Source organism: Constrictibacter sp. MBR-5 (assembly GCF_040549485.1).
Lineage (GTDB): Bacteria > Pseudomonadota > Alphaproteobacteria > JAJUGE01 > JAJUGE01 > Constrictibacter.
Genome location: NZ_JBEPTK010000002.1, coordinates 271,738 through 287,149, shown reverse-complemented (window position 1 = coordinate 287,149; position 15,412 = coordinate 271,738). Strand labels below are relative to the sequence as shown.

The window sequence follows — 15,412 nt, the reverse complement described above, 5'->3', positions numbered from 1 at the left end:
TTCGGCTTCGAAAAGCCGGGACGACCGCTCGGCCGCCCCGGCGGGTCGATCAGGCCGCCCGCTGGCCCCGAACGAGGCGGCCCGGCAGGGCACCGGTCGCCTCGCCGTCGCGATAGGTGACTTCGCCGGAGACGATCGTCGCGACGTAGCCGCTGCCCTTCTGGAGCAGGCGCTTGCCGCCGGCCGGCAGGTCGTAGGCGACGTAGGGCGAGCCGAAGCCGATCTTGCTCCAGTCGATGATGTTGATGTCACCCTTCTTGCCGACGGCGATCCGGCCGCGATCGGACAGTCCGGCGGCATCCGCGGTATCCGACGTCAGGCGCCGCACCAGTTCCGCCACGTCCCAGCGCTCGCGCGCCTTGCCCCAGTGGGACAGCAGATACGTCGGATAACCGGCGTCCAGGATGAAGCCGACATGCGCGCCGCCGTCGCCCAGACCCATAATCGCGTTGCGGTCGTCGAGCATCGCCTCGGCGATGCTGAGGTCGTGCGTCGCGTAATTGGTGATCGGTGCGTAGATGAAGCCCATGCCCTCGTCCTCGAGCATGACGTCGTAGGCGACTTCCTCCGGCGTACGGCCTTCGCGCGCGGCGATCGACTCGATCGAATCCTCGCGCTTCGGCTCATAGTTCGGCGGATTGCCGAAGCGGTACATCTGCGAATAGGACATCCGGTGGAACAGCGGGAAGGTGCTGAATTCCTTCGGGTCCTCGGACAGCAGCTGCCCGCGGAACGCGGGATCGCGCATGATCTTCACGCGCTCGGCGACCGGCAGGTGGGCGATCTTCCGATAGGACGCGCAGCCCGAGAACGGGTTCTGGCTGCCCTCGAGGCCGAGCAGGAGACCGATCGCCCGCGGCGGCACCACGGGGCGGATGTTGACGCCGTCCTTCACCGCGTCGGCGCTGAACTTCAGCAGGTCCTTCCAGATCACCGGGCCGTTGTTGCGCTGGGCCAGCGAGAAGACGCAAGGATGGCCCGAGGCGGCGACCGCGCGCCGCAGCATGGCGAACTCTTCCTTCACGTCCGGCTGGGTCCACTCGGAGACGATCTCCAGGAAGCCCGACCCGGCATCCTTCATGCCCAGCGTGAGGCCGGTGAGTTCAGCCTCCAGCGCCCGCAGCGTCGGCGTGTAGTCGCCCTTCAGGCTCTTGTGACTGGTCGTCCGCGACGTCGAGACGCCGAAGGCGCCGGCACGCACCGCATCCGCCACGATGGCGCGCATCTGGGCGACGTCCGCCTGATTGGCCGGCTCCAGAGCGATCGCGCGGTCGCCCATGACGTACACCCGCACCGCCGCGTGCGGCAGCATCGCGCAAAGGTCGATGTCGCGGCGACGCCGGTCGAGCGCGTCGAGATACTCGGCGAAGGATTCCCACTCCCACTTCAGCCCCTCGTGCATGACGGGGCCCGGAATGTCCTCCACGCCTTCCATCAGCTCGACGAGCTTCTCGCGGTCCGCCGGCTTGCAGGGCGCGAAGCCGACGCCGCAATTGCCCATCACGGCTGTGGTGACGCCGTGCCAGCAGGACGGCGTCATCTGGGAATCCCACACGGCCTGGCCGTCGTAATGCGTGTGGATGTCGACGAAGCCGGGCGTGACCAGCATCCCGCGGGCGTCGATCTCTTCGGTACCGCGGCCCTCGACCTTGCCGACCGCGACGATCGCACCGTCGGCGATGCCGACATCGCCCTCGAAGGTGCCATTTCCGGTGCCGTCGACGATCGTGCCGCCGCGGATGACGAGGTCCAGCTTGCCCGGCATATTTCCGCCCTCTCGTTTGTGTCCGGACATTCTACGCGCATCGGCGCGCGGCCGTCGACCCCGGCGGCGCAACCGGGCGGCGCTATCCCAGCTCGATCTGATAGCGGATGAAGCCGCGATTCTCGGCGACCTTGTCGTAGAGGCGCCGGGCGGTGGCGTTGCTCTCGTGCGTCATCCAGTAGAGCCGGCAACAACCGCGCTCGCGCGCCCAGTCGGCGACCGCCTGGATCAGCGCCCGGCCGACACCCTTGCCGCGCAGGTCGCGCGCGGTGAACAGGTCCTGCAGATAGCAGACGTCCGGGCCCGACGTGTTGGCGTGGATGAAGAAATGGGTGATCCCCACCAGCGCCCCGTCGACGCGCGCACCCAGCGCGTGCAGGCGTTCGTCTTCCTGGAACAGCGCCCAGGCCCGATCATAGTCTTCCTGGCGCAGCGTCCGCTCGTAGAAGTCGATATAGCCGCGGAACAGCGTCTCCCAGGCCGCCCGGTCGTCGGGCTGCAGCTTGCCGATCTCGATCATCCAGCGTCCTCCCCAGCGTCCTCTATTGCCGGCCGGACCCTAGGATGCATCGGCGCGGCACCGAAGGGCCGCTTCCGCGGCATCGACGGGGGCCAATCCGCATGGCGGCGGCCGCGCGACCCGCTTCGCTACCGCAGCGCCGATTCGAGAAGCCGCATCGCGAGCGCCGCCGTCCGACCGTCGATGTCGCGCCGCGGGTTGAACTCGACCAACTCCCACGCGATCGGCTCGGCGACGCTGCGCACCTGCTCCACGGCTGCGACGAGATCCGCGGCGGTCAGGCCGTCGGCGACCCGGCAGCCGACGCCTGGCGCTTCCCCGGGATCGACGGCGTCGAGATCCAGAGAGACGCCGAACGCCGCGGTTCCGGCGCGGACGCGTGTCAGCGCCTCGTCCATCACGGCGGGAAGGCCGCGCGCACGCACCTCCTCGGCGAAGAAGACGCGCACGCCCTGGCCGGCGAGGAATTCCGGCTCCTCCGGCTCGTAGTCCCGGGCGCCGACGATGCACAGATCCTCCGGCCGGAGGGCGGGCATGCCACCGGCGATGCCGGTCAGCCGCGGGTCGCCGTGCCCGAGCAGCGCCGCCACCGGCATGCCGTGGATCATGCCGGTATGGCTCGTGGCCGGCGTATGGCTGTCCAGATGAGCGTCGATCCAGATCAGGCCCAGCCGGCCCTCGCCGCGCAGGCCGCGGGCGACGCCGCTCCACGTGCCGACCGCGCAGGAATGGTCGCCGCCGATCACCACCGGCCGGCGGCCGACCGCAAGCGCGGCACCGCACGCAGTCGCCAGCTGCGCCGCCACATCGGCCGCGGCCGCCATGGGAGATGGCTCCCCGACCGGGTCGCCGATGTCCGCCAGCCATTCGGCCGCCACGCCGGCTGCCGCGAGGCGGCCGGCGAGGTCGGCATCCCGCAGGCGCGCCGGGCCTGCCGCGCAACCGGGGTCGCTCGCACCTCGACCGAAGGCAGCCGCGATGAGCGCCGTACGAAGCGACGCAGGCGACGACCGCTGCACTATTGTCATCCTCGTGCCTTCCTTCCGCCGCGCGCGGGCCGACCTTCGGAACCGGCCGGGTGGCCGCCTCGTTCCTGCGTCAAGCTTTCTCGGGGGGATTCAATGGGAATCATCGTTACCATCGTCACCGGCCTGATCATCGGCATCGTGGCGAAGCTGCTCATGCCCGGCCGCGATCCCGGCGGCATCATCGTCACCATTCTGCTCGGCATAGCCGGATCCTTCGTCGGCACATGGCTCGCCGACATCGCAGGCCTCGAACTCGCATCGGGCTGGGGCGCGTTCATCGCCGGCGTCGTGGGCGCCATCATCCTGCTTCTGATCTACCGGCTCGTCGTGGGCAGAAGGGCCTAGGGGATGCTTCTTCCGTACCTTCGCCTGTACTGGCGGGTGCTGAAGCAGGCAGTGGTCGCGTTCGGCAACGACAGGGCCGGCACCATGGGCGCGGCGATCGCGTTCTACACGCTGTTCTCGCTCGCCCCCCTTCTCGTGCTGATCATCGCCGTGGCCGGCTTCGTCTACGGCGATGCCGCAGCCCGAGGCGCCGTCGACGACCAGTTGATCGGCATCGTCGGCGCCGACAGCGCCAAGGCGGTGCAGGCGATGGTCGAGAATGCCGGGAATCTCGGCACCGGCCTCATCGCCACCGCCCTCGGCCTGCTGACGATGATGGTGGCCGCGACCACCGTGTTCGGCCAGATCCAGGACGCGCTCAACGTCATCTGGAAAGCCGAACCGAGCCGTTCCGGGGCATGGTCGCTGCTCCACACGCGCCTGATGAGCCTCATGCTCATCTTCTGCCTGGGGCTTCTCCTGCTGGCGTCGCTGATCATCAATGCCCTGCTGGCGGGCTTCAGCGACACGCTGAACGATCGCATTCCCTTCATGGGCACGATCCTGCAGATCGTGAACTTCCTGATCTCGTTCGGCATTCTCACGGCGCTGTTCGCGCTGGTCTACCGGCTGCTGCCCGACACGCACATCCAGTGGCGCGACGTGTGGTTCGGTGGCGCGGTCACGGCGCTGCTGTTCGTCATCGGACGACAGCTGGTCAGCCTGTATCTCGGCCATACCGGCGCCGCCTCCACCTACGGCGCCGCCGGATCGCTGATCGTTGTGCTGCTCTGGGTATACTACTCGGCGCAGATATTCCTGTTCGGCGCCGAGATCACGCGGTCCTACGCCGCCATCCGATAGCGGCGGGCGGTAGCCGCCGCTTCCGGCGACGGGTCAGACGTCCAGGTTCGCGACCTTCAAGGCGTTCGTCTGGATGAAGTCGCGGCGCGGCTCGACCTGATCGCCCATGAGGGTGGAGAAGATCTCGCCCGCCTCCTCGGCGTGGCTGACGCGGACCTGGAACAGGGTGCGCGCCTCCGGATCGAGCGTCGTCTCCCAGAGCTGCTCGGGGTTCATCTCGCCCAGGCCCTTGTAGCGCTGCATCGAGAGCCCCTTGCGGCCGACCTCGCCGATGGCCTCGATCAGGCCCAACGGCCCAATGATCCGATGCCCGCCGTCCTTGGCCTCCAGGGTCGCCGGCTGCAGATAGACTTCGCGCAGCGACTCGCTGCGTGCATCCAGCCGCAGGGCTTCCTGACTGCGCAGAAGCCGGCCTTCGATCACGTAGCGATGCGTGACGCCCCGGACGCGATGCGTGAAGACGAAGCTTCCCTCGTCGCCTACTTCGCCGATCCAGCCGCGGTCGCTTTCCTCCTCGAGGGCATCGAGGCGCTGGGCGACCTGGGCCACGACCTCGAGCGCCTGGTTCGGATCGCGGATCCGGTCGGCGTTCAGCGCGCCGGCGATCGCCGCCTGTTCCACCACCCGTTCGCTGCCGACCTTGTCCGCCAGCGGCTTCACGCGAAGCTTCACCCGGCGCGCGTCGTCCACCAGATCGCGCAGATCCTGCCCGGCGCGCTGCTGGCCCGACTGCAGCGTCAGCACCGCACCTTCCAGCGCCGTCTCGGTCAGATACGCCTCCATCTCGCGGTCGTCCTTCAGGTAGCGGACGGCCTTGCCGCGCTGAACGCGATAGAGCGGCGGCTGGGCGATGTAGAGGAAGCCGCGCTCGATCAGGTCGGGCATCTGGCGATAGAAGAAGGTCAGCAGGAGCGCGCGGATGTGGCTGCCGTCCACGTCGGCGTCCGTCATGATGACGATCTTGTGGTAGCGCACCTTGCCGGCGTCGAACTCGTCGTGGCCGATGCCGGTGCCGAGCGCGGCGATCAGCGTGCCGATCTCCGCCGAACCCAGCATCTTGTCGAAGCGCGCGCGCTCGACGTTCAGGATCTTGCCGCGCAGCGGCAGGATCGCCTGGAAGCCGCGATCCCTGCCCTGCTTCGCCGAGCCGCCGGCCGAGTCGCCCTCGACCAGGAACAGTTCCGACTTCGCCGGGTCGCGTTCCTGGCAGTCGGCCAGCTTGCCGGGCAGGCTGGCGATGTCGAGCGGGCTCTTGCGCCGGGTCAGTTCGCGGGCGCGCCGCGCCGCCTCACGCGCAGCGGCCGCTTCAGCCGCCTTGGAAATGATCTTCTTGGCTTCGCTCGGATGCTCCTCGAACCACCGGCTCAGCACGTCGCCGACGATGCCCTCGACGATCGGCCGCACCTCGGAGGAGACGAGTTTGTCCTTCGTCTGCGACGAGAATTTCGGATCCGGGACCTTCACCGAAAGGACGCAGCTCAGTCCCTCGCGTGCGTCCTCGCCGCTGATGGTCACCTTCTCGCGCTTGCTGATGCCGGAGGATTCGGCGTAGCGCATCACCTGCCGCGTGAGCGCCGCACGGAAACCCGCCAAGTGCGTGCCGCCGTCGCGCTGTGGGATGTTGTTGGTGAAGCACAGCATCTTCTCGTGATAGCTGTCGTTCCACTGCAGCGCGAATTCGACCGTGACGCCGTCGCGCTCGGCGCTTCCGGTCACGGCGGGCGTGTGGAGCGCGACCGACGCGCGGTCCACCCACGCGACGAAGGCGACCAGCCCGCCCTCATAGAGGAACTCGACGCTCTTCTCGTCGACGCCGCGCGCGTCCGTGAACACGACGCGCACGCCGGAATTCAGGAACGCGAGTTCGCGCAGCCGGCGCTCGATCGTCGCGAAGTCGAACTCCGTCATGGTGAAGGTCTGCTTCGACGGCAGGAACGTCACTTCCGTACCCGACAGGCCCGGCGCCTCGCCAACCATCGCCAGGGGCGCCTCGGCGTCGCCGTGGCGGAAGCGCATCGTGTATTCGTTGCCGTTGCGCCAGATGCGCAGGTCCAGGCGCTCGGACAGGGCGTTCACGACCGATACGCCGACGCCGTGCAGGCCGCCCGACACCTTATAGTTCTTTTGGTTGAACTTACCGCCGGCATGCAGCTTGGTCATGATGACCTCGGCCGCGGAGATACCTTCCTCCTCGTGGATGCCGACCGGAATGCCGCGCCCGTTGTCGCGTACCGTCACCGACCCGTCGGCGTTCAGCGTCACGTCGATGCGGTCGCAGAACCCCTGCAGCGCCTCGTCGACGGCGTTGTCCACCACCTCGTAGATCATGTGGTGCAGGCCGGTGCCGTCGTCCGTGTCGCCGATATACATGCCCGGCCGCTTTCGGACGGCATCGAGCCCCCGGAGGACCTGAATGGCGTCCGCCTCGTACTCGGTCTGGTCGTGCGCGGGCTGGAGCGGTTCGTTCATGCTCGGGACTGCCGATAAGTTCGTGATCCGGCGCAGAAATCGCAGGCCGTCATATGGGGCCGACGGTCGAGTTCTGCACGCTCAGAAACTGGGCACGATCGCCCAGGGCGCGAAACGGTTCGAGGTCGGTTCCCGTCATCCATGCCTGGGCGCCGACCGCGCATATGGCATCGAACAACGCGGTCCGCCTGGCACTGTCCAGATGGGCCGCCACCTCGTCGAGGAGCAGCAGCGGCGGCGCGCCGTGCGCGGCCGCGACGAGGCGCGCATGGGCGAGCACGATCGACACCAGCAGCGCCTTCTGCTCGCCGGTGGAGCAGCGTGCCGCCGGCATGTCCCGCGCGACCTCGTGCACCACTAGGTCGCTGCGATGCGTGCCGACACCGGCACCGCCCGCCTCAGCGTCGCGACCGCGCGACGCGGCCAGCATGTCGCGCAGCCTGTCCTCGGCCGCCAGCGCCGGCATCTCGCCCAGCCAGGTCTCGACATCCCCGGCAACGGCCGAGCGCGCCTGCGGAAACAGCCCCGGCGCCTCCGATGCCGCCAGGTTGAGCCGGCCCACCAGATCGCATCGGGCGGCGGCGACGGCCACGCCGCGCGTCGCCATCGCCTCCTCCAGGGCCGCGAGCCACGCTGCGTCGCGGCGGCCTTCGCGCAGCAGGCGGGCGCGCTGGCGCATCGCGTTCTCATAGCCGGCGACCCGCCCCGCATGACCCTGGTCGAAGCCGAAGACCAGACGGTCGAGAAAGCGGCGGCGCCCCGATGCGCTCTCCGTAAACAGGCGGTCCATCTGCGGCGTCAGCCAGACCGCGGCCGCATGAGCGGCCAGTGCCGCCTGACTGCGCGCCGGCACGCCGTCGATTCGCACCACCCGGCGCTCGCTTTCGGAATCGCCGGCCGGATCCCGGCCCGTGCCGATCTCGACTCGGCCCAGCGGCGTGTCCAGGCGCGCAGCGACGGCCCAGGCGGCGGTATCCGCCGTCTCGCCGGGCACGTGGCGGGCCACTTCCGACAGGCGCGCGCCGCGCAGACCCCGTCCCGGCACCAGGAAGGATATGGCCTCCAGCAGGTTCGTCTTGCCGGCGCCGTTCGGACCGAGTAGCGCGACGGGCCGCGCATCGGTCTCGATGCGCGCCTCGCGGTAGCTGCGGAAGGCGGTGAGCGTCAGGCGCGAAACGGCCAGGGGAGAAGCCTGGGCCGGTGCCTCCGGATACTGTCTCTCGACGGCGATCACACTCGCATCGGCATGAGGACGTAGAGCGCGCTGGTATCGGCGAGATCGCGCAGCACCGTTGGTGCCGTCGAATCGGCGAGGACCAGTTCGATGGTATCGCCGTCGATCTGCGCGGCGATGTCCAGCAGGTAGCGCGAGTTGAAGCCGATATCCATCGGCGGACCGTCGTAACGGATCTCCAACTCCTCGGTGGCGATGCCGTTGTCGGCGCTCGTCGCCGACAGGACGAGGGTGCCGTCCTTGAAGCTCAGCTTCACCGCGCGCGACTTTTCCGAGGAGATGGTCGACACGCGGTCGACGGCTTCGCGGAAGGCCTTGCAGTCGATGTCCAGCGTCTTGTCGTTGCCGACCGGGATGACGCGCTCATAGTCCGGGAAGGTCCCGTCGATCAGCTTGGAGATCAGGACGAGGTCGCCGACGACGAAGCGGATCTTCGATTCGGACAGCGCGACCTCGACCTCGCCGCCCTCATCCTCCAGCAGCTTGCGGATCTCGGTCACCGCCTTGCGCGGCACGATGACGCCCGGCATGCCCGACGCGCCGTCCGGCAGCGGAATCTCGCAGCGCGCCAGCCGGTGCCCGTCGGTCGCCACGGCACGCAGCAGCGGCACCCCGTCGGTCTCGGCCGGATGCAGGTACACGCCGTTCAGGTAGTAGCGCGTCTCCTCGGTCGAGATCGCGAAGCGCGTCCGGTCGATCAGGCCGCGCAGTTCCTTGGCCGCGATCCGGAAGCGGTAGGGCAGGTCGCCGCCGGAGATCACCGGGAAGTCCTCGGTCGGCAGGGTCGACAGCGTGAAGGTCGAGCGGCCGGAGCGGAGCTTGATCTGTCCATGCTCGCCGGTGGCGTCGATCTGAACCTGCGACCCTTCCGGCAGCTTGCGCGCGATCTCGTAGAGCGTGTGCGCCGGCGCCGTCGTGGCGCCCGAAACGCTGGCCTCGACCTCCAGGGTCTCGATCACGCCGATATCCATGTCGGTCGCCGCGAGGCTGAGCCGCCCCTTGTCGACCTGCAGCATGATGTTCGCGAGGATCGGGATCGTGTTCCGGCGCTCGACGACGCTCTGGGCATGAGCGAGCGACTTGAGGAGAGCGCTGCGTTCGATCGTGAGCTTCATGTCCGTCCCGACTGGCCAAAAGACTCGCGGTGCGACGAAACTCACCGCACCGGGCCGAAGACTATAGCAGAAAAGCGTGCGCCAACGGGGAAAGAAGACGCTAGCCGGAGATGAACACGTCGCCCAGGATCTCCGCCTCCAGGGCGGCGATGGCGTCCTTCAGCGCGTAGTAGCGCTCGGTCCAGACGGGGTCGCCGCGCTTCGCGCCGTGCTCGCAGATATCGCAGGTGTGCGCCGTGCAGATGGGGCGCAGATGCGGCGCCACAGTGCAGCCGTCGGGGCCCATCATCGGCAGCACTCTGTGCCATGTCGGCACCAGCTCGACATCCCAATGCTCGGCGGCGAACTCCATCGCGATGGTGCAGTAGCGCTCCTCGCAGCAGGTCATCGGCCGTGGGCAGAAGGCCAGGCACTCCGGCTCGGTCAGCACGGCCATCTCGGCATAGAGCGCGATCAGGCGGTCGCGCCTTTCGCCCTGTGCGGGACCCCGTCCCATGCGTCAGGTCAGGCGCAGGATCTCGACCTGCGCACCTGCCGCCGCTGGCGGCGCATGCGGCGGCCGGATCACCAGCGCGTCGGCCCGCGCCAGGGCGCCGAGCAGCGAGCTGTCCTGGACCTCGAAGGGATGGGCGACCAGCGTGCCGTCGGCCTCGGTCGTCAGCGTCGCCCGCAGATAGTCCTCGCGCCTGTCGTTCTCCGGCAGAGCGCGTCCGAGCCGTGCCGTCCCTCGCCCCTCGCCCGCGGGATCCTCGCTCCCGGCGAGCCGCGCCAGCAGCGGCCGCAGGAACAGGATCGCGCACACCATGGAGGAGACCGGATTTCCCGGCAGCCCCAGCACGCGCATGTCGCCCAGCCGCCCGACCATCAGCGGCTTGCCCGGCCGCATGGCGATCTTCCAGAAGTCGAGCGTCATCCCCATGCGGGTCAGCGCCGGCTGCACCAGGTCGTGGTCGCCGACCGACGCACCGCCCGTCGTGACCAGCACCTGCGCCCCCACGGCCCCCAGCGCCCGCTCGACGATCGCCTCCTCGGTGTCCGCGGCGATGCCGAGATCGATCGGTTCGCCGCCGCAGGCCCGGACGAAAGCGTGCAGCGCAGGGCCGTTCGAACTGACGATCTGTCCGGGTGCCAGGGGATCGCCGGGCAGCGCGATCTCGTCGCCAGTCGCCAGGATGGCGACGCGCGGCCGCTGGCGGACCGTCAGCCACGGCACGTTCATCGCCGCGGCGAAGCCGATGTCCCGCGCCGTCAGCCGCCGCCCGGCGCGCAGTCCGACCTCCCCCTCTCGGAAGTCGATACCGGCCCGGCGCACGTGGCGGCCGGCCACCACCGACTCCGTCGCGATAATCCGGTCGCGGTCGGCCGTCGTGTCTTCCTGGATGACCACCGCATCGGCGCCGGCGGGCAGTGCCGCACCGGTGAAGATCCGCACCGTCTCGCCCGGCCCTATCTGCCCGTCGAAGATGCGACCCGCCGGCACCGCGCCGATCAGGCGGAGCGTCGCCGGCACCGTGGCGACGTCGGCGGCGCGCACCGCGTAGCCGTCCATGGCCGACACCGCCATCGGCGGCTGCGTCCGCCGCGCCGCAATGTCCCCGGCCAGCACCCGGCCGAGACCGTCGAGCAGCGGCACCTGCTGCACCGGTAGAGGCTCGACGTCCCGCAGAATGCGATCCAGCGCCTCGGCGACCGGTATCATGCCCGGTACTCCCCGGACTTGCCCCCGGCCTTGTGCAGCAGACGCGCTTCGGTGATCGCCATGCCGCGGTCGATGGCCTTGCACATGTCGTAGACCGTGAGCGCCGCCACGGTCGCGGCCGTCAGCGCCTCCATCTCGACGCCGGTGCGCCCCGTCACCTTGCAGGTGGCGGTGATGTCGACGGCCGACTCATCGGCATTGCAGGCGAGGTCGACCTTCACCGAAGCCAGTGGCAGCGGGTGGCAGAGCGGTATCAGGTCGGGGGTTCGCTTCGCCGCCATGATGCCGGCGAGGCGCGCCACGGCGAGCACGTCGCCCTTGCCGATCGACCCCTCCTGCACCCGCGCCAGAGTCGCCGGCTCCATGCGGATGCGCGCGAAGGCGGTCGCGGTGCGGTCGGTCACGTCCTTCGCCGACACGTCGACCATCACGGCGCGCCCCTCGGCATCGAAATGCGTCAGGTCGGACATGGCGTCAGCTCGCTTCGGCGGTGGCGGTCCCGAGCAGCGCGCGCGTCGCCGCCGTCACGTCCTGCTGGCTCATCAGGTGCTCGCCGACCAGGAAGCAGCGCGCACCCACCTTCGCCATCCGCTCCAGGTCGCCGTGGGTGCGGATGCCGCTCTCGCAGACCAGGATCCGATCACCGCCGACGCGCGGCGCCAGGCGCTCGGTCGTCGCGAGGTCGACCGCCAGGGTGCGCAGGTTGCGGTTGTTGATGCCGAGCAGCGGCGAGCGCAGCTTCAGCGCACGGTCGAGTTCGGCCTCGTCGTGCACCTCGATCAGCACGTCCATGCCGAGTTCGACCGCCGTCGCTTCGATCTCGGCGGCCAACATATCGTCCACCGCCGCCATGATCAGCAGGACGCAATCGGCCCCGATCGACCGGCTTTCCGTTATCTGCCAAGGATCTATCATGAAATCCTTACGCAGCGCTGGAAGGTCGACCGCAGCCCGCGCCGCGATCAGGAAGTCGTCGCAGCCCTGGAAATAGGGTTCGTCGGTCAGCACCGAGAGGCAGTTGGCACCGCCCGCGCGATAGGCCCGCGCCAGCGCCGGCGGATCGAAATCGGCGCGGATCAGGCCCTTGCTCGGCGACGCCTTCTTGATCTCGGCGATCAGGCCGAAGCCGGTGGCGGCCCGCGCCTGCAGCGCGCGTGCGAAGCCGCGCGGCGGCTCCATCCCGGCGCACGCCCGGCGAAGATCCTCGACCGAACGCTCCGCCTTCCGTTGCGCGACGAGCGTCCGCTTGTCGTCGATGATCCGGCGCAGCGTATCGCTCATGCCGCCGTTCCCGTCTCGTTGGTGATCCGGATCAGCCGGTCCAGAACGTCCTTGGCCGTGCCGCCGTCGATGGCCGCCCGCGCCATATCGGCCCCCTCGCGCAGATCGCCCGCGCGATCGGCGACCATGAGGGCGGCAGCGCTGTTGAGCAGCACGATGTCGCGATACGGACCGCGCTCGCCGCCCAGCATGGCGCGCATCGCCGCGGCATTAGTCGCCGCATCGCCGCCCTTCAGGTCGTCCGGCCGCGCCGTCTCCAGGCCCGCCTGCTCCGGCGTCACCTCGAAGGTCCGCACGTCGCCGTCCCGCAGTTCCGCCACATAGGACGGGCCGGTCGTCGTCAGTTCGTCCAGGCCGTCGGAGCCGTGCACCAGCCAGGCCCGCTGCGAGCCGAGATTGCCCAGGACGCGCGCCATCGGCTCCAGCCACTGGCGCGAGAACACGCCGAGCAGCTGACGCTTCGCGTCCGCCGGGTTCGACAAGGGCCCAAGAATATTGAAGATCGTCCGCGTTCCGAGTTCGACGCGCGCACCCGCCACGTGCCGCATGGCGCCGTGATGGCGCGGCGCCATCATGAAGCAGATGCCGGCGTCGCTGAGGGCACGGGCCACCAGGGACATGTCGGCGTCGATGTTCACGCCCAGCGCGGCCAGCACGTCCGAGCTGCCGGACTTGGAGGACGCCGCACGGTTGCCGTGCTTGGCGACGGGAACGCCGCAGGCCGCGACGACGATCGCCGCGCCCGTCGACACGTTGAACGTTCCCGACGCGTCGCCGCCCGTGCCGCAGGTATCGATGGTACCGGCCGGCGCCTCGACACGCACGGCCTTGGCGCGCATGACGGTCGCCGCGCCGGTGATCTCCTCGACCGTCTCGCCGCGGACGCGCAGGCCCATCAGGAAGGCGCCGATCTGCGCGGGCGTCGCCTCGCCCGACATCATCACCTCGAACGCGGCTTCGGCCTGGGCGCGCGCCAAGCTGCCGCCGGCCGCGACCTGCGCCAGGATCGCCTTGAAGTCCCGCGCGTCGGCGGCTCCCGCCGTCCCACTTATGGCGGCCCCGCTCATGCGCGCACCCGGCGCTCCGGCATCGGCGCCGGCGTCCGGTTCGGCAGACGGCCCTGGGTCGTCATCGACAGGAAGTTGCCGAGCAGCCTGTGGCCGTGCTCGGAGGCGATGCTCTCGGGGTGGAACTGCACGCCGTGGATCGTGTGCTCCCGGTGGGCGAGCCCCATGATCAGGCCGTCGTCGGTCTGCGCCGTCACCTCGAGTTCGTCGGGAAGGCCGTCGCGGTCGACCAGCAGCGAGTGATAGCGCGTCGCCTCGAACCGGTCCGGCAGGCCGGCGAACAGGCCCCGGTCGGTATGGTCGATGCGGCTCAGCTTGCCGTGCATCGGCGCCGGGGCGCGGATCACCTTGCCGCCGAACGCCTGCCCGATCGCCTGATGGCCGAGGCAGACGCCGAGGATCGGCACCTTGCCCGCGCCCTCCCGGATCAGGTCGAGGCAGATGCCCGCCTTGTCGGGATCGCACGGGCCGGGCGAGATGATGATGCCCTGGGGCTCCATCGCCAGCGCCTGGTCGACAGTCAGCGCATCGTTGCGCCGCACCTCGATCTCGGCGCCCAACTCGCCTAGAAAGTGCATCAGGTTGTAGACGAAGCTGTCGTAGTTATCGATCAGCAGGAACATCGTTCGAACCTTCCGGACGCGACGGCTGCCGCAGGGCGGCACCGATGCTATAAGGTCTGCGTTATAACAAGCGGCCCGAGGCGGCGGAAGCCGACCCGCCGCTTCTCCTTACCGGTATATCTGGGATCGACGGCGCAATATGGCACGCAGGACTTCCCGGCGCCGGGCCGCCCCCTCGGCTGCGACACGAAAGCCGAGATCGTCGGCGAAGACGGCCGGCCGGCGGAGAGCGAAGGTGTCCGGCCGCTCCTCGGCACTGCTGCTCGGTCTCCTCGCGGGACTGTTCATCGCCGGTGCCGCCGCGGCGCTCCTCTGGCCCGCCGAGAAGCCGCGGACCGTCGCCGCACGATCCGAGGCGCCGGCGGCACCTCCGGCGCCGCCGCCGCGCAGCGCCCCGGTCGTGCGCGACGTGCCACGGGAGACGGCGCGGATCGCTCCGCCGCCGAAGCGCGAGGACGCGCCGAAGCCCGCACCGGCCGCGGCGCCCGCAGCGCCCGTGACGGCGCCGGTCGCGGCACCCGCCGCCAAATCGCCTCCACCGCCGCCGGCGGCGGTCTATGACCCCGACCCCGAACCCACGGTCGCCGAGCCCACCACTCTCGCCGCGATCCCGACGGTGCCGCCTCCGGCGACGCCGCCGCCCGCGGCATCGGGACAACCGGCATGGCAGCGCTATGCCGTCGCCGCACCGCCGACGAGCGGCCGGCCGATGATCGCGATCGTGCTGGACGATGTCGGCCTCAACCGGCCGCAGAGCCGGCGCGCGATCGCCCTGCCCGGCCCGATCACGCTGTCCTTCCTGACCTACGCCGAGGACCTGCCCCAGCAGACCGCATCGGCCCGCGCCGCCGGCCACGAGCTGATGCTGCACGTCCCGATGGAACCGATGGAGTCCTCGGTCTCGCCCGGGCCGGAGGCACTGACCGTGGCAGCGAACGAAACGGAACTGCAGCGGCGCCTGAACTGGGGCCTAGGCCGGTTCACCGGCTTCGTCGGCATCAACAACCATATGGGCAGCCGCTTCACCCAGGACGCCGACGGGATGTCGGTCGTCCTCTCGGAGTTGCAGCGGCGCGGCCTGCTCTTTCTCGATTCGGTGACGACCGGCAGGACCGTCGGATCGGCCGTCGCGGCACGCTACGGCGTGCCTTTCGCCCGACGCGACGTGTTCCTGGATCACGTCCAGGACGCCGCAGCCGTGCGGCAGAGCCTGGAACAGCTGGAGCGCAAGGCGCGCGCCCAGGGCTACGCCGTCGGCATCGGGCACCCGCACCCGGCGACCATCGACGTGCTCCAGGCATGGCTTCCGACGCTGCAATCCCGCGGCTACACCCTCGTCCCGCTCACCGCGATCGTGAAGCGCCTGCACGAGCCCGCCGCAGGCCGCAACGAGGCCGCCATCCCGCCGCCGCGCGGCTGATCC

Annotated in this window: 15 protein-coding genes; 3 read left to right on the top strand and 12 right to left on the bottom strand. The window is 69.8% G+C overall.

Annotation, left to right across the window (positions count from 1 at the left end; all coding sequences use genetic code 11):
• Nucleotides 1–49: 49 nt before the first annotated feature.
• The 3 genes from ABIE65_RS05335 to ABIE65_RS05325 all read right to left on the bottom strand — a co-directional run bounded on the left by ABIE65_RS05335 (nucleotide 50) and on the right by ABIE65_RS05325 (nucleotide 3,313).
• Nucleotides 50–1,765: an N-acyl-D-amino-acid deacylase family protein gene (locus ABIE65_RS05335; RefSeq protein WP_354076088.1), complete on the bottom strand. Its 1,716-nt coding sequence runs from the start codon at nucleotides 1,763–1,765 to the stop codon at nucleotides 50–52.
• Between the two features lie 82 nt (nucleotides 1,766–1,847).
• The gene (locus tag ABIE65_RS05330; RefSeq protein WP_354076087.1) at nucleotides 1,848–2,285 is read right to left on the bottom strand and encodes a GNAT family N-acetyltransferase; all 438 of its coding nucleotides are present in this window, start codon (nucleotides 2,283–2,285) and stop codon (nucleotides 1,848–1,850) included.
• A 128-nt stretch (nucleotides 2,286–2,413) separates the two neighbouring features.
• Nucleotides 2,414–3,313, bottom strand: a complete 900-nt coding sequence (locus ABIE65_RS05325; protein ID WP_354076086.1) for an arginase — start codon at nucleotides 3,311–3,313, stop codon at nucleotides 2,414–2,416.
• 93 nt (nucleotides 3,314–3,406) lie between these two features.
• Between ABIE65_RS05325 and ABIE65_RS05320 the strand changes: the two genes are divergently transcribed.
• Together ABIE65_RS05320 and ABIE65_RS05315 are read left to right on the top strand one after the other, a co-directional pair.
• On the top strand, nucleotides 3,407–3,658 hold the full coding sequence (locus ABIE65_RS05320; protein WP_354076084.1) for a GlsB/YeaQ/YmgE family stress response membrane protein: 252 nt from the start codon (nucleotides 3,407–3,409) through the stop codon (nucleotides 3,656–3,658).
• 3 nt (nucleotides 3,659–3,661) lie between these two features.
• A complete protein-coding gene (locus ABIE65_RS05315) occupies nucleotides 3,662–4,501 on the top strand; it encodes a YihY/virulence factor BrkB family protein (protein ID WP_354076083.1) in 840 nt (279 codons plus the stop codon).
• Nucleotides 4,502–4,534: 33 nt separating this feature from the next.
• Here the strand turns inward: ABIE65_RS05315 and gyrB are convergent, their stop codons facing one another.
• The 9 genes from gyrB to ABIE65_RS05270 form a co-directional block, all read right to left on the bottom strand.
• The gene (gene gyrB, locus ABIE65_RS05310) at nucleotides 4,535–6,970 is read right to left on the bottom strand and encodes a DNA topoisomerase (ATP-hydrolyzing) subunit B (protein WP_354076081.1); all 2,436 of its coding nucleotides are present in this window, start codon (nucleotides 6,968–6,970) and stop codon (nucleotides 4,535–4,537) included.
• Between the two features lie 49 nt (nucleotides 6,971–7,019).
• Nucleotides 7,020–8,204, bottom strand: a complete 1,185-nt coding sequence (recF, locus tag ABIE65_RS05305) for a DNA replication/repair protein RecF (RefSeq protein WP_354076079.1) — start codon at nucleotides 8,202–8,204, stop codon at nucleotides 7,020–7,022.
• Nucleotides 8,201–9,319, bottom strand: a complete 1,119-nt coding sequence (gene dnaN, locus ABIE65_RS05300) for a DNA polymerase III subunit beta (RefSeq protein ID WP_354076077.1) — start codon at nucleotides 9,317–9,319, stop codon at nucleotides 8,201–8,203. The genes recF and dnaN overlap by 4 nt, the downstream gene beginning before the upstream one ends.
• Nucleotides 9,320–9,419: 100 nt before the next feature.
• The gene (locus ABIE65_RS05295) at nucleotides 9,420–9,815 is read right to left on the bottom strand and encodes a hypothetical protein (protein ID WP_354076075.1); all 396 of its coding nucleotides are present in this window, start codon (nucleotides 9,813–9,815) and stop codon (nucleotides 9,420–9,422) included.
• A 3-nt stretch (nucleotides 9,816–9,818) separates the two neighbouring features.
• Entirely contained in the window at nucleotides 9,819–11,018 is a 1,200-nt protein-coding gene (locus tag ABIE65_RS05290; protein ID WP_354076073.1) for a molybdopterin molybdotransferase MoeA, read from the bottom strand.
• Nucleotides 11,015–11,488: a cyclic pyranopterin monophosphate synthase MoaC gene (moaC, locus tag ABIE65_RS05285; RefSeq protein WP_354076072.1), complete on the bottom strand. Its 474-nt coding sequence runs from the start codon at nucleotides 11,486–11,488 to the stop codon at nucleotides 11,015–11,017. The genes ABIE65_RS05290 and moaC overlap by 4 nt, the downstream gene beginning before the upstream one ends.
• Nucleotides 11,489–11,492: 4 nt before the next feature.
• Nucleotides 11,493–12,299, bottom strand: coding sequence for an indole-3-glycerol phosphate synthase TrpC (trpC, locus tag ABIE65_RS05280; RefSeq protein WP_354076070.1), 807 nt, complete (start codon nucleotides 12,297–12,299; stop codon nucleotides 11,493–11,495).
• The gene (gene trpD, locus ABIE65_RS05275) at nucleotides 12,296–13,366 is read right to left on the bottom strand and encodes an anthranilate phosphoribosyltransferase (protein WP_354076069.1); all 1,071 of its coding nucleotides are present in this window, start codon (nucleotides 13,364–13,366) and stop codon (nucleotides 12,296–12,298) included. Before trpD ends, trpC begins: the two co-directional genes overlap by 4 nt.
• A complete protein-coding gene (locus ABIE65_RS05270; protein WP_354076067.1) occupies nucleotides 13,363–13,989 on the bottom strand; it encodes an anthranilate synthase component II in 627 nt (208 codons plus the stop codon). Before ABIE65_RS05270 ends, trpD begins: the two co-directional genes overlap by 4 nt.
• 235 nt (nucleotides 13,990–14,224) lie before the next feature.
• Here ABIE65_RS05270 and ABIE65_RS05265 point away from each other — a divergent pair, with 235 nt between their 5' ends.
• Nucleotides 14,225–15,409, top strand: a complete 1,185-nt coding sequence (locus tag ABIE65_RS05265) for a divergent polysaccharide deacetylase family protein (protein WP_354076066.1) — start codon at nucleotides 14,225–14,227, stop codon at nucleotides 15,407–15,409.
• The last annotated feature ends 3 nt before the right edge of the window (nucleotides 15,410–15,412 follow it).